The sequence below is a fragment of the Antarcticibacterium flavum genome, assembly GCF_006159205.1.
GTDB classification, from domain to species: domain Bacteria; phylum Bacteroidota; class Bacteroidia; order Flavobacteriales; family Flavobacteriaceae; genus Gillisia; species Gillisia flava.
Genome location: NZ_CP040812.1, coordinates 3,192,891 through 3,206,041, shown reverse-complemented (window position 1 = coordinate 3,206,041; position 13,151 = coordinate 3,192,891). Strand labels below are relative to the sequence as shown.

Annotated in this window: 14 protein-coding genes; 12 read left to right on the top strand and 2 right to left on the bottom strand. The window is 40.0% G+C overall.

The features are described 5' to 3' along the window. From ftsH to FHG64_RS13865, 5 genes are all read left to right on the top strand, one after another. Window positions 1–2,064, top strand: a complete 2,064-nt coding sequence (gene ftsH / locus FHG64_RS13885; protein ID WP_139066967.1) for an ATP-dependent zinc metalloprotease FtsH — start codon at window positions 1–3, stop codon at window positions 2,062–2,064. 95 nt (window positions 2,065–2,159) lie between these two features. Continuing rightward, window positions 2,160–2,771, top strand: a complete 612-nt coding sequence (locus FHG64_RS13880; protein WP_139066966.1) for an LUD domain-containing protein — start codon at window positions 2,160–2,162, stop codon at window positions 2,769–2,771. Between the two features lie 3 nt (window positions 2,772–2,774). Then, on the top strand, window positions 2,775–3,578 hold the full coding sequence (locus FHG64_RS13875; protein WP_139066965.1) for a phosphatidate cytidylyltransferase: 804 nt from the start codon (window positions 2,775–2,777) through the stop codon (window positions 3,576–3,578). Beyond that, the gene (locus FHG64_RS13870) at window positions 3,568–4,221 is read left to right on the top strand and encodes a phosphatidylserine decarboxylase family protein (protein ID WP_139066964.1); all 654 of its coding nucleotides are present in this window, start codon (window positions 3,568–3,570) and stop codon (window positions 4,219–4,221) included. Before FHG64_RS13875 ends, FHG64_RS13870 begins: the two co-directional genes overlap by 11 nt. Before the next feature lie 6 nt (window positions 4,222–4,227). Beyond that, window positions 4,228–4,494, top strand: a complete 267-nt coding sequence (locus tag FHG64_RS13865; RefSeq protein ID WP_139066963.1) for an acyl-CoA-binding protein — start codon at window positions 4,228–4,230, stop codon at window positions 4,492–4,494. Between the two features lie 36 nt (window positions 4,495–4,530). On the opposite strand, the gene FHG64_RS13860 is transcribed toward FHG64_RS13865, so the two are convergent. Beyond that, window positions 4,531–7,161, bottom strand: coding sequence for a valine--tRNA ligase (locus FHG64_RS13860; RefSeq protein WP_139066962.1), 2,631 nt, complete (start codon window positions 7,159–7,161; stop codon window positions 4,531–4,533). A 145-nt stretch (window positions 7,162–7,306) separates the two neighbouring features. Between FHG64_RS13860 and FHG64_RS13855 the strand changes: the two genes are divergently transcribed. From FHG64_RS13855 to murB, 3 genes are all read left to right on the top strand, one after another. Continuing rightward, the gene (locus FHG64_RS13855; protein ID WP_139066961.1) at window positions 7,307–7,681 is read left to right on the top strand and encodes a DUF1573 domain-containing protein; all 375 of its coding nucleotides are present in this window, start codon (window positions 7,307–7,309) and stop codon (window positions 7,679–7,681) included. A gap of 200 nt (window positions 7,682–7,881) precedes the next feature. Further along, on the top strand, window positions 7,882–9,075 hold the full coding sequence (locus FHG64_RS13850; protein WP_139066960.1) for a pyridoxal phosphate-dependent aminotransferase: 1,194 nt from the start codon (window positions 7,882–7,884) through the stop codon (window positions 9,073–9,075). Further along, the gene (murB, locus tag FHG64_RS13845; RefSeq protein ID WP_139066959.1) at window positions 9,075–10,088 is read left to right on the top strand and encodes a UDP-N-acetylmuramate dehydrogenase; all 1,014 of its coding nucleotides are present in this window, start codon (window positions 9,075–9,077) and stop codon (window positions 10,086–10,088) included. Before FHG64_RS13850 ends, murB begins: the two co-directional genes overlap by 1 nt. Window positions 10,089–10,198: 110 nt before the next feature. Here the strand turns inward: murB and FHG64_RS13840 are convergent, their stop codons facing one another. Then, on the bottom strand, window positions 10,199–11,041 hold the full coding sequence (locus tag FHG64_RS13840; protein WP_139066958.1) for a fasciclin domain-containing protein: 843 nt from the start codon (window positions 11,039–11,041) through the stop codon (window positions 10,199–10,201). 168 nt (window positions 11,042–11,209) lie between these two features. On the opposite strand from FHG64_RS13840, the gene FHG64_RS13835 reads away from it, so the two are divergent. Genes FHG64_RS13835 through FHG64_RS13825 form a run of 4 tightly spaced genes read left to right on the top strand, consistent with a single transcriptional unit; the run spans window position 11,210 to window position 13,088 of the window. Further along, window positions 11,210–11,416, top strand: coding sequence for a membrane or secreted protein (locus tag FHG64_RS13835; protein WP_139066957.1), 207 nt, complete (start codon window positions 11,210–11,212; stop codon window positions 11,414–11,416). A gap of 9 nt (window positions 11,417–11,425) precedes the next feature. Then, on the top strand, window positions 11,426–11,935 hold the full coding sequence (locus FHG64_RS19915) for a glycosyltransferase (RefSeq protein WP_317133568.1): 510 nt from the start codon (window positions 11,426–11,428) through the stop codon (window positions 11,933–11,935). Continuing rightward, window positions 11,932–12,528, top strand: a complete 597-nt coding sequence (locus FHG64_RS19910) for a glycosyltransferase family protein (protein WP_317133567.1) — start codon at window positions 11,932–11,934, stop codon at window positions 12,526–12,528. The genes FHG64_RS19915 and FHG64_RS19910 overlap by 4 nt, the downstream gene beginning before the upstream one ends. Next, the gene (locus tag FHG64_RS13825; protein ID WP_246054115.1) at window positions 12,519–13,088 is read left to right on the top strand and encodes an RNA polymerase sigma factor; all 570 of its coding nucleotides are present in this window, start codon (window positions 12,519–12,521) and stop codon (window positions 13,086–13,088) included. Before FHG64_RS19910 ends, FHG64_RS13825 begins: the two co-directional genes overlap by 10 nt. Window positions 13,089–13,151: the final 63 nt, after the last annotated feature.

Below are 13,151 nucleotides of genomic sequence, written 5' to 3'. Positions count from 1 at the left end.
ATGGCTAAAAAGCAATCAAATAAAAAGTTAGAACCCAAAAAGCCTAAATTTAGCGCTTATTGGATTTACGCTGCTATTATCATCATTTTCCTGGGGATTAATTTCCTTGGGGGCGGGGGATTTAATGAACCTGCAAAAACAAATCCGGCTGAATTTGAATCTTTTCTAAAAGCCGGGGATGTTAAGAAAGTTGAGATAGTAAATAAGACTCACGCTAAGGTATTTTTAACTGAAGAAGCCAAGGCAAAGGATATTCACAAGAAAGCGGGGGAACCAGAGCTTTTTGCTGCCGGAGATGCTCCTGCTTATACTTTTGAGTTTGGTGACCTTCAAAATTTTGAGAATTCCATTGAAAGTATAAAGGAAAACTACAATGTAGACACCGTTGTTACCTACAATACACAGTCGAATGTATGGGGAGACATTTTCCTCACTCTGCTTCCCTTTATCCTTATTATTGGAATATGGATCTTTATAATGCGTAAAATGAGCTCTGGTGCCGGTGGTGGTGCAGGAGGGCAAATTTTCAATATTGGAAAATCCAAGGCAAAACTCTTTGACCAGAATACAGATGTAAAAACATCTTTTAAAGATGTTGCGGGTCTGGAAGGCGCAAAGGAGGAAGTACAGGAGATAGTTGATTTCCTTAAACAACCTGAAAAATACACTTCTCTTGGAGGGAAGATTCCTAAAGGGGCACTCCTGGTAGGACCTCCCGGAACAGGAAAAACCTTATTGGCCAAAGCCGTTGCAGGGGAAGCAAAGGTTCCTTTTTTCTCCCTGTCAGGATCAGACTTCGTTGAAATGTTCGTGGGAGTTGGTGCCTCAAGAGTACGAGATCTTTTCAAGCAAGCCAAGGAAAAATCACCTTCTATTATCTTTATTGATGAGATAGATGCCATTGGACGGGCAAGAGGAAAAAGCAACTTCTCCGGTTCTAATGATGAACGGGAAAACACCCTCAACCAGCTGCTTACTGAAATGGATGGTTTTGGCACAAACACGAATGTAATTGTTGTTGCTGCAACCAACCGGGCAGATGTACTTGATAAGGCATTAATGAGAGCAGGTCGTTTTGACAGGCAAATTTATGTGGACCTGCCTGATGTAAGAGAGAGAAAAGAAATTTTTGAAGTACACCTTCGCCCAATCAAAAAAGTTGCAGAGGAACTGGATATAGACTTCCTTGCCAAACAAACCCCAGGATTCTCCGGGGCAGATATTGCAAATGTTTGTAATGAGGCAGCACTTATCGCGGCCCGTAAAGGGAATAAAGCGGTAGGAAAACAGGATTTTCTTGATGCTGTGGACAGGATAGTAGGGGGACTTGAGAAAAAGAACAAGATCATTACTCCCGAGGAGAAGAGAGCAATTGCCTTCCACGAGGCGGGACATGCAACGGCCAGCTGGATGCTGGAACATGCTGCTCCCCTGGTAAAGGTAACCATCGTGCCAAGGGGACAATCCCTGGGAGCTGCGTGGTACCTGCCGGAAGAACGACTCATTGTAAGACCGGAGCAAATGCTTGACGAGATGTGTGCCGCATTGGGTGGCCGGGCTGCAGAGAAGGTTATCTTTAATAAGATTTCCACAGGTGCTCTAAGTGACCTTGAAAAGGTCACAAAACAAGCCAGGGCAATGGTAACCATTTATGGCCTTAACGAGACTTTAGGAAACCTTACCTTCTATGATTCCAGCGGGCAAAGCGAATATAACTTTACCAAGCCCTATAGTGAAAAGACATCTGAACTTATAGATAAAGAAATTTCTAACTTAATTGAATCTCAATATCAACGGGCTATTGACCTGTTGCAGGCTAATAAGGATAAACTTACCCAACTTGCAGAGATACTTCTGGACAAGGAGGTGATCTTCAAAGACGATTTACAAAAGATCTTCGGAGACCGTCCCTTCGACAAAAAAGAGGAAGTGCCGCTGGTGACTAAGAAAGGGGTAAATAGTCCAAATTCTTCAGAAGACCAGGAGGTTGACTCACCTTCTTCTACAGACGGGGATGCCGCTGAGGATACAGAGATCACACAGGATTCTTCGGTTAATAAATAATTTAATAATCTATTGGAAAAAATCTTAATTTGACCTAGTGTTAGATTAAGATTTTTTACCTTTGGTATAAAGGCGCTATTAACCCCAATCTCAATATGAGTCTATTTAGAAAATTTTTAAACCCTAAATCTAAATCAGACAAAGGTCCGGACACCTCTGAAAAAGCTGACAGGGGTAAATATATGCCTGATGTCAAGTTACCTACTGATGAGCGATTTATGCTCAACTTCAAAAACAACGGCGGTAAATTCCTGTATTGTGAAAATGATAAAGAAGTACAGGAGGCTTTTGACAATATACTTCTTGAAAATGATTGGTATGAAAGCACCAGCTGCTGCTTTGACGAAAATTTGAAAAGTAAATTCAATAATTTTAACCTGGAATACACAAAATCTGGGAATTCTTCCTTTTTTCTTTCTACCTGCGAATATTTAATCGCCAACGATGGATCAATACTTATATCATCGAACCAGATCAAAGAAAAGAAACTGAATGAACTACCTGCAAATTTTGTGATCATCGCCTCAACCAGCCAGTTGGTAGATACCATTGGCGAAGGCCTTAGAGGCATTAAGTTCAATAACAAAGAACGCATTCCCTCAAACATAACTACCATAAAAAGTTTTGAGACCCAGAAAGAAGGCGATTTTATGAGTTATGGAAGTAGCACAAAAAACCTATATTTGCTGCTTCGGGAAGATCTATAACAAATGAGGGAATCTATTATTAGAACTATATCAGGACTGCTGTATATAGCCATATTGGTTGTCTCAATCCTGTCTTCAGAACTTATTTTTATCTCCCTTTTCTTCCTTCTTGGCTTTGTTTGCCTGCTGGAGCTTGAGAAATTACTAAGATTGAAGAGTTATGCACTCTATGGAGTACACGCAATTTTCTTTATACTTTTTAGCTACCTTAAGTTTGATGCAACCGCAACCGTTTTACTTTTATGTATTACTATTTTCGTAAATCTTTTCCTGGTAAAGGACCTGCTGTTTATACGAAAGATCCCGGTTTTTGAGAAAAAGAAATATATCATTCTCATATTTTACCTTATTTCATCTATTGTCTTCCTTACTCTTATTCCCACATACAATGGTGTCTTCAATCCTGTGTTGATCGTTGGAGTATTTATTCTAATCTGGACAAATGATACTTTTGCCTTTATTGTAGGTAAGAATTTTGGAAAGAATAAGCTATATGAAAAGATCTCACCCAACAAAACCATTGAAGGATTTGCCGGGGGATTACTCTTTAGCTGCCTGGGAGGATATTTTATATTTGAGTTTACCCATTACCGTAATTTCCAGTTCTGGTTGGGAATGGCAATTATATTAAGTATTTTTGGTACACTGGGTGATTTGATACAATCCAAATTCAAGCGACAGGCGGGAGTTAAGGATAGTGGAAAGTTAATGCCTGGTCACGGAGGTTTGTACGACAGGCTGGATAGTATTATTTTTTCAAGCCCTTTTATTTACGCCTATTTATTAATTGTAGAATATGTTTCATAAAGAAGGACATAGAATTATTTTGATCACGGCGATCTTATTGATCGCGGTGAATGTTATATCCTACTTATCCATTAATACATACTGGATCAAGTTTGCTATACTTGTTATAAGTGTTATTATCTTTTTATTGATCATCCAGTTCTTTAGAAACCCAAAGCGCTCCACGCAACATAATGATTCACACATAATGGCCCCGGTAGACGGGAAAGTTGTAGTGATTGAAGAAGTTTTTGAGAAAGAATTTTTCAATGAAAAACGTTTACAGGTTTCTATTTTCATGTCTCCTATTAATGTTCACGTTACCCGCCATCCGGTTGGAGGAATTGTGAGATATAGCAAGTATCACCCCGGGAAGTTTCTTGTGGCCTGGCATCCAAAATCCAGTGAAGAGAATGAACGCACAACAGTTGTGGTGGAGAATCCTGTGGCCGGTAAGATACTTTACAGGCAAATTGCAGGCGCTTTAGCCAAAAGAATAGTCAATTACGCCCAGGAAGGCCAGGAAGTCACACAGGGCAGCGACAGCGGATTTATAAAATTTGGTTCCAGGGTAGATGTATTATTACCTTTGGGCACTAAATTGAATGTGAAACTCCAGGACAAGGTCAAAGGAGGAATGAGCATTATTGCTAACATTGAATAAAATAAAATGACTGAGATTACAGATCATAAGTTTCTAAAAGCTTATGAAATGGCAAGTAATACGCACCTAAGGTTTCCGCCAGATATCATGCTGCACTTTTATGCCTATTATAAACGTGCTACTCAACTCAATGGATTTTACGCTCCAGGGAATGATGAAGATATCAGGCAGGGGTTTAAGGCAAATGCCCTACTACAGGTTAAGGATCTTTCCAGGGAAGAGGCCAAGAAAAAATATATCCAGATGGTAGAAAAATATATAGGGGAAGTGTAACACCTCCCCTACTAAGCTATTTAATTTAACTTCAAGTTATTTTAAAGACGCAAGGCTAGTTTTAAGGACCTCGATCTTAGACTGTGCATCTGCCTGTTTTGCCCTCTCAATTGCAATCACTTTTTCTGGCGCATTACTTACAAACCGCTCGTTGCTCAATTTTTTCTCAACAGATTTTAAGAAGCCCTCTGTATAAGCAAGTTCTTCTTGAAGTTTCTTGCGCTCTGCCTCTACATCTACCGCGCCTTCCACAGGGATAAAGTATTCATTGGATTTAACCCGGAAGGAAAAAGCGCCTTCTACCTGCTTTTCTACATATGAAATACCGGAAACATTTCCCAATTTGGAGATAATAGCATTAAAACTTTCTGTCACTCCTTCGGTATTAAGTATTTGAAGGGAAATAGGGTTCCTAAAAGAAATATTCTTGGACTTCCTTATATTTCTTATACCTCCAACCACTTCAGCAGCAAAAGAAAATTCCTCGATTACCGTAGGATCTATTTCTCCCGCCTTAGGCCATTCTGCGATAATTAGAGCCTCCCTGGTAGAACGCTCCTTTAATTGCTGCCATATCTCTTCAGAAATGAACGGAACAAATGGATGCAATATTTTTAGATTGTTTTCCAGGATAGAAATAACCTCATCATAAGTTTTACTGTCTATACCTTCCCCAAAAGGAGGTTTTATCATTTCCAGTAACCACGAACAGTAATCATCCCATACGAGCTTGTAAGTAGCCATTAAAGCATCACTTATCCTGTAGCGGGAATAATGATCTTCAATTTCTTTAAGTGTTTTCTGAAACCTGGATCTATACCATTCTATTGCTTTTGCCGATGATTCCGGTTGCTTTTTGGAGTCATCGATCTCCCAGCTTTTAATGAGCTTAAATGAATTCCATATTTTATTTATAAATCCACTTCCCTGCTTACAAAGGTCCTCATCAAACATGAGATCATTTCCTGCAGGAGAACTTAAGAGCATACCTACCCGTACCCCATCGGCCCCATATTGATTGATCAATCCTAATGGATCTGGTGAATTACCGAGGGACTTGGACATTTTACGCCTTTGTTTATCACGCACGATACCTGTAAGATAAACATTAGTGAATGGCTTCTTTCCTCTAAATTCATAGCCGGCAATGATCATTCTTGCTACCCAGAAGAAAAGGATCTCGGGTGCAGTGACAAGGTCATTTGTAGGATAATAATAGTTAATCTCTTTATTATCTGGCTCCAGAATTCCATTGAATACACTTATTGGCCATAACCAGGAAGAGAACCATGTGTCCAGTGCATCATTATCCTGCCTTAGGTCCCGGGCTGTCAACCCTGGGTTTGAACTTTTTTCCCGTGCCTTTTCCAGCGCGAGTTCTGCAGTTTCAGCAACAACAAAATCTTCTTTTCCAGGCCCGTAATAAAATGCAGGGATCCTGTGGCCCCACCATAGCTGGCGGGATATATTCCAATCCCGTACATTCTCCATCCAGTGCTTATAGGTGTTCAAAAATTTATCTGGCACCAGGTTTACCTCTTTTTCAATCACTGCATCCAGTGCAGGTTTCGCCAGATCTTTCATTTTAAGAAACCACTGGTCACTTAAACGTGGTTCTATTACAGCACCAGTACGTTCACTAGTTCCAATTTTATTTAAGTGTGTTTCAGTCTTAATTAAGATCCCCAGGTCTTCCAACTCCTTGACGATCTCTTTGCGCACTTCGAACCTGTCCTTTCCTTCATAATGCAATCCATAGGAATTCAAAGAAGCATCTTCATTAAAGATATCGATTACCTCCAGATTATGTCTTTCTCCCAGCACCTTATCATTTTCATCATGTGCAGGGGTTACTTTAAGACATCCTGTTCCAAATTCTATATCCACGTAATCATCCTCTATTACAGGTATTTCGCGGTTGGCAAGAGGTACAATAGCTGTTTTTCCCTTTAAATGTGAAAATCGTTCATCATTAGGATTAATACAAATAGCAGTATCTCCCAGGATAGTTTCCGGTCTTGTTGTGGCAATGGTTACTTTTTCCTCACTACCCTTTATTTTATACTCAAGATAATAAAGGCTCCCCTGCTTCTCCTGATAAATAACCTCTTCATCACTAAGGGTCGTTTTTGCCTCGGGATCCCAGTTTACCATTCGGTATCCCCGGTAAACCAGGCCTTTTTCATAAAGATCCACAAATACCTTAATCACTGATGCAGACATGTCCTCATCCATTGTGAATTTGGTGCGTTCCCAGTCACAGGAGGCGCCCAGTTTCTTTAACTGTTCCAGGATGATCCCGCCATGTTTATGGGTCCAGTCCCAGGCGTGTTCAAGAAAATCTTCCCTGCTAAGATCTTCTTTGGATATCCCTTCTGCCTTGAGTTTGGCCACCACCTTTGCCTCGGTAGCAATCGAAGCATGGTCTGTACCAGGCACCCAGCAAGCATTAAAACCTTTTAAACGGGCCCTTCTTATTAGAACGTCCTGTATGGTATTGTTGAGCATGTGCCCCATGTGTAGAACCCCGGTAACATTAGGAGGGGGTATTACGATAGTATACGGTGTTCTTTCATCAACTTCTGAATGAAAATAACCGTTCTCCATCCAGTATTTATACCATTTCTCTTCTACTTTTTGAATTTCATATCGTTGGGACGCCGTCATTTGTGGTCTAATTTTTGAAAATAAAAGCAAAAGTACTTATAAGTTGAGGATTAAAAAAGAAGTTGCTTTCCTTAATCACCATTTTAAAATTGGGTGAAAAATGCTATCTTTATTAATTCGCTCTCAAGTCAAAACCAAGAAAAAAATGAAAACAATTATATCAATATGTATGATTTTTATGGCCGGTTATTCTACAATGACGGCTCAAAACACTGCTAAATTTCAGTTCCAATCTGAGGTTATAGATTACGGGGAAATCAAAAAAGGAAGTGATGGGGTTCGTGTATTTGAATTCACCAATGTAGGTACTGCACCACTTACCATCGACAATGTATTCGCCAGCTGTGGATGCACTGTTCCTTCCTGGACAAAAACACCGGTTGCACCCGGGGAAAAAGGAAAAATTGAAGTTAAATACGATACAAATATAGTAGGCCCTATACGCAGGACAGTGAGTGTTTATTCCAATGCAGATGAACCTACGAAAGCTCTTAAAATAAAAGGAAAGGTAGTCGAGTAATCACCTGGCCTATATTATATGAAGACTCCCGTTATCACGGGAGTTTTTTATGAACTCTATCCCGCTTTGAATACAGCCAAAATAGCTTTGATCCGTCTTCTATTCTAAAATCCGCTTTTTTAGATTATTATGCTGGTATAGACCAATAAATTCTCCATTAAATTTCGCATTTTTGCAGCAGTAAAATTTAAACTTAAGATATGCCCAGTATTTCAAATAAAGGCATTTCCATGCCGGAATCACCAATTAGAAAATTAGTTCCTTTTGCAGAGGAAGCCACCAGGAAAGGACGCACAATATATCAACTTAATATAGGCCAGCCAGATATTAAAACCCCCCAGGCTGCACTGGACGCGGTAAGAAATCATACTATTGAGGTTTTGGCATACAGCCACTCGGCTGGATTTGAAGGGTACCGCAATAAACTTGCTGCTTATTACGAAAAGAATAATATCCCCGTAAAAGGAGATAACATCATTATAACCACCGGCGGCTCTGAGGCCTTATTATTTGCAATGGGAAGTATTGCCGATGCCGGGGACGAGATCATCATCCCGGAGCCTTTTTACGCTAACTACAATGGCTTTGCAACAGCTTCTGGAGTAAAAATAGTGCCGGTAGAATCAAAGATCGAAACCAATTTTGCCTTACCGCCCATCCAGGAGTTTGAAAAACTTATTACCTCGAAAACAAAAGCTATCCTCATATGTAACCCGGGAAATCCTACAGGTTATCTTTATACTGAGGAGGAGATCAAGCAACTTGCCCAAATTGCGCTTAAACACGATATTTATTTGGTATCGGACGAGGTATACCGGGAATTCGCATACGATGGAGTAAAGCATTTTTCCATTATGAGCCTGCCGGAACTTGAGAACCATGCTATCATGATAGATTCGGTTTCTAAAAGATATAGCATGTGCGGGGCAAGAATTGGTTGTCTTGTTTCTAAGAACAGGGAAGTTATCCAAACTGCTATGAAATTTGCCCAGGCAAGACTAAGCCCGCCTACCTTTGAACAAATTGCGAGTGAAGCAGCCCTGGACACCCCTCAAAGTTATTTTGATGAAGTTATAGAGGAGTATACCAGTAGAAGAAACCTATTGGTAGAAGGACTGGAATCCATTGAAGGGGTGAGAGTAGCCAATCCTAAAGGAGCCTTTTATTGTATAGCAGAATTACCGGTTGAGAATGCCGATGACTTTGCCCGCTGGTTATTGGAGACCTTCCATTACAATAACGAAACTGTTATGGTAGCACCGGCTGCAGGTTTCTATTCAACTCCAAATACAGGGTTAAATCAGGTACGTATTGCCTATGTTCTAAAAAAGGAAAATCTTCAAAGAGCAGTTGAAATTTTAAAAGTAGCCCTGGCAGAATACAACAAGAAATAATGAACGTTTCCCTAAATTCTTCTTTAAAGGACTACAATACTTTTGGAATAGATGTTAACGCAAAGCAGTTAATATCTGTCTCCTCTATGAGGGAACTTAAACAGGTCCTGAGGAATAACTACTCGAATGAATTATTTATTTTGGGAGGTGGCAGCAACATGCTGCTCACCAGGGATATCAATGCTACTGTTCTTCACATTAACCTGAAAGGGAAGGAACTTTTAAGCAGCTCCAGCGATAGCGCCCTGGTAAGGATAAATGCCGGGGAAAACTGGCATGAAACTGTTCAATGGACACTTGAGCATAATTTAGGGGGACTTGAAAACCTGTCCTTGATACCGGGGAATACCGGTACGGCTCCTATTCAAAATATTGGGGCATATGGTGTAGAATTAAAGGACACCTTTGTGTCCTGCGATGTTATTGATGTTCAAACTCTGGAAACCCGCAGTTTTTCCAAAGAAGAGTGCGATTTTGGTTACAGGAGCTCTATATTTAAAACCAGCGCAAAGGGAAAATATATAATCACCAGTGTAACCTTTCAATTGACAAGGAAGGATCACAACCTCCATACAGAATATGGTTCCATTAAAGAAGCCCTATTGGAAATGGGAATAAAAGAACCGGGATTAAAGGATGTATCGGCCGCAGTAATAAAAATAAGATCTCAAAAATTACCCGATCCAAAGGTATTGGGCAACAGTGGCAGTTTTTTTAAAAATCCGGTGCTTCCTGTAGGGCAACTAATAAAACTTCAGGACAAATATCCGGATATCCCGTTCTATAGTATATCAAAGGAGGAGGTTAAAGTGCCTGCGGGATGGTTAATAGAGCAGGCAGGTTTCAAAGGGTACCGGGAGGGAGATGCCGGCGTACACAAGAACCAGGCATTGGTTTTGGTTAATTATGGCGAGGCCAGCGGGAATGAAATTCTCCATCTAGCTCATAAAATCCAGGATAAGATACTAAAGGATTACGGTATAGATCTACAGCCTGAAGTAAACATATATTGAGAGATTAATTTCACAATATAAAAAGAGGCTGTTAATCGAATTAACAGCCTCTTTTTATTTAATAAACACTTAAGTTATTTAAATGCTTGCACTGGTTGAATAGTGCTCCCTTACATATCGGTATTGGAATTTCCGGTGTTAGTGTTGTTATTCATTCTACTGGCAGCCTCATTTCTTGTGGGATCCTTAGGCCTTAAAACACCATCTATAACGTGCACTACACCATCTGATGCTTCAGTATCGCTCTCAGTGATTCTCGCCTGGTTACCGGAAGCATCTCGCAGAATGATCTCATCACCTTCCATAGTGGCTGTGATATTTTCACCCTGCATGGTTCTTATTTGATAAGTTCCATTGGAATTCTGGATTTGCTGTCTCAATTGATCTTCAGTCAATCTTTCCTCAACCATAAGATAATTTATTGAAGCAACATTTCTATCCCTGTTTTGGGTATCCATCATCTCCTGTCTTTGAACATCTGTTAGATTCTCATAGGCATCATTGGAAGGAGCGAAAATCGTATAATTGGCTTGCCCCTGCATGCTTTGGGTTTGTCCCGTAGTGCCTGTTGCCCTGTCACCTGTAGTGGTTCCCGTGGTGGTCCTGTCACCTGTAGTTCCGGTTTGGGATTGGGTTTGGGTACCGGTTTGAGATTGCGTGGTCATACCGGTGGCAGCGGTACCTGTGGCTCCGGCCCTCATTGAGGTTGAAACCTGGTTCCTGGTCATGTTCTCAGAAAACGTACTCAAATTCTGGTTCTCGCTAATCCTGGTAGAAACATTATTACGCTCCCTCTCTAAACGGGCTTCATTAGCACGCATTTCAGCATCCCTGTCTGCAGCTCTTCTATCCAACTCTATTTGATCATCATCTACCTCCCGTGCGTTATCCCTACAAGAAGTAAAACTAACTGCTGAAATTACAGCAATTATCATTAAATTTCTCAGTTTCATAATTTGGTTGTTTTTTGTTATTAGCCATGCAATTTAGAGATGAAAACACTAAAAATCAGCGACATACCAACTAAAGTTTAGTTAAATAGTGTAAAGGATATATTAATTGAAATATACATTTTCACCTGGTTAATTTTATTCTTATTTTTGCACTAAGAAAAGATTGCTATGAAATTACTTATTATAACTATTATATTATTAGCCCTTGCATTTGCGGGTATAGCCATAAAGATCTGGGGTAAAAAAGATGGAAAATTTGCAGGAACCTGTGCAAGTCAAAGTCCGTTTTTAAATAAAGAGGGAGAGGCGTGCAGCTTCTGCGGAAAATTACCAGAGGAGATGAAAGATTGTTCTGAACCAAAGAAGATCGATTAACCTCCTTGTATGGCAATAACATTATTTGTTTTATTTTTAATATTCACACTAATCAATATCCTATTTTACATAGGATATTTTAGTTTTGCCCTTGCCCGCCCCAAAGCTGTCTCTACATCTTCACTTCCTGTATCAGTGATTATTTGCGCTAAGAATGAGGCTGAAAATCTAAAAATTTTGGTCCCAAAGGTTCTTAGCCAGGATTATCATAATTTTGAGGTAATCCTTATCAACGATGCATCTACAGATGAAACACTGGAAGTGATGGAGGAGTTTGCTGATGTTGATCCAAGGGTAAAAATCGTGAATGTCCAAAACAATGAAGCTTTCTGGGGAAAAAAGAAATATGCCTTAACACTGGGGATAAAGAAAGCCCGCCACCCTTACCTCCTGTTTACAGATGCCGATTGCCTTCCTGACACAGAATACTGGATAGCCAATATGGCTTCACATTTCAACGATGAAACCTCTATTATACTGGGCTATGGGGCTATCTTAAACATAGGCGTTCCCTTTTGAATAAATTGATAAGATTTGAAACCCTTTTCACCGCGCTGCAATATTTTTCATATGCTCGCTTGGGCTCCCCTTATATGGGTGTAGGCAGAAACCTCGCCTATACATCTACAGAATTTTATAACCAAAATGGTTTTGCATCACATTTGCACGTTAGATCCGGTGATGATGACCTCTTTGTAAATCAGGCGGCCAATAAACAAAACACAGCTTTATGTTTTTCTCCTGCTTCCATAACCCGCAGCGTTCCTGAGGTTAAACTTGGAAAGTGGGTTTCTCAAAAACGAAGACATATTTCTACTTCTACCCTTTACAGGAAAGAACATCAACTCCTGCTGGGGATCTTTTATTTTTCCCAACTGGCATTCTGGTCATTGGCAATAATTCTTTTGGTATTTGGATTCCAATGGGAGATAGTCACGGCCCTTATTATTTTACGTATTGCCCTGCAATATTTTGTTTTCTGGAAAGCAGCCTCAAAATTTGACGAAAAAGATGTTATTTGGCTTACCCCCTTTCTCGATATATTTTTAGTTTATATGCAATTGGGTATCTTTAGTGCCAACCTCATCTCAAAACCTTCTAATTGGAAATAGAAAAAGCCAGGCTTCATAAACAAATAGAACTTGCCATGGCAGGGCAGCAGGCAGCATTTAGATATCTTCTTGACAGCTTCTGGACAGATGTGTATGCTTTTCAATTAAAGCGGACCAAAAATGAATATGATGCGGAGGAGGTAACCATCCAAACATTCTCAAGGGCCTTTGACAAACTTCACACCTACGATCCACAATACGTTTTTAAGACATGGTTAATCACTATCTCCAAAAACATTCATATTGACCTGGTACGAAAAAAAAATGCTTCCATCCAGGGTAATACAACAGATGATTCACACGACAAAGTTTATAAGATTGCCGATGACACCCCCACAATTGAAGACAGTCTTATAAACGAACAACACCTGGCACAACTTTTAAGTGACATTAAACAACTTAAACCGCCATATCAGGAGGTTATAAATTTGCGCTACTTTCAGGAAAAATCTTATAAGGAAATAGCCGCCAGCCTTGATGAACCCCTTAATAATATTAAGGTAAAATTACTGCGGGCAAAGAAATTATTGGCCCAGATCATCCAATCACGGGAAGCCTAGGTGGAGAGCTCAAGAGAGTGTCCTCATATTTAATGTTTTCAGCATAAAATTGTATCTTTGCTG

Coding starts and splice junctions, on each gene's coding strand:
- ftsH (WP_139066967.1), top strand. CDS start 1: ATGGCTAAAAAGCAATCAAATAAAAAGTTAGAACCCAAAAAGCCTAAA.
- FHG64_RS13880 (WP_139066966.1), top strand. CDS start 2,160: ATGAGTCTATTTAGAAAATTTTTAAACCCTAAATCTAAATCAGACAAA.
- FHG64_RS13875 (WP_139066965.1), top strand. CDS start 2,775: ATGAGGGAATCTATTATTAGAACTATATCAGGACTGCTGTATATAGCC.
- FHG64_RS13870 (WP_139066964.1), top strand. CDS start 3,568: ATGTTTCATAAAGAAGGACATAGAATTATTTTGATCACGGCGATCTTA.
- FHG64_RS13865 (WP_139066963.1), top strand. CDS start 4,228: ATGACTGAGATTACAGATCATAAGTTTCTAAAAGCTTATGAAATGGCA.
- FHG64_RS13860 (WP_139066962.1), bottom strand. CDS start 7,161: ATGACGGCGTCCCAACGATATGAAATTCAAAAAGTAGAAGAGAAATGG.
- FHG64_RS13855 (WP_139066961.1), top strand. CDS start 7,307: ATGAAAACAATTATATCAATATGTATGATTTTTATGGCCGGTTATTCT.
- FHG64_RS13850 (WP_139066960.1), top strand. CDS start 7,882: ATGCCCAGTATTTCAAATAAAGGCATTTCCATGCCGGAATCACCAATT.
- murB (WP_139066959.1), top strand. CDS start 9,075: ATGAACGTTTCCCTAAATTCTTCTTTAAAGGACTACAATACTTTTGGA.
- FHG64_RS13840 (WP_139066958.1), bottom strand. CDS start 11,041: ATGAAACTGAGAAATTTAATGATAATTGCTGTAATTTCAGCAGTTAGT.
- FHG64_RS13835 (WP_139066957.1), top strand. CDS start 11,210: ATGAAATTACTTATTATAACTATTATATTATTAGCCCTTGCATTTGCG.
- FHG64_RS19915 (WP_317133568.1), top strand. CDS start 11,426: ATGGCAATAACATTATTTGTTTTATTTTTAATATTCACACTAATCAAT.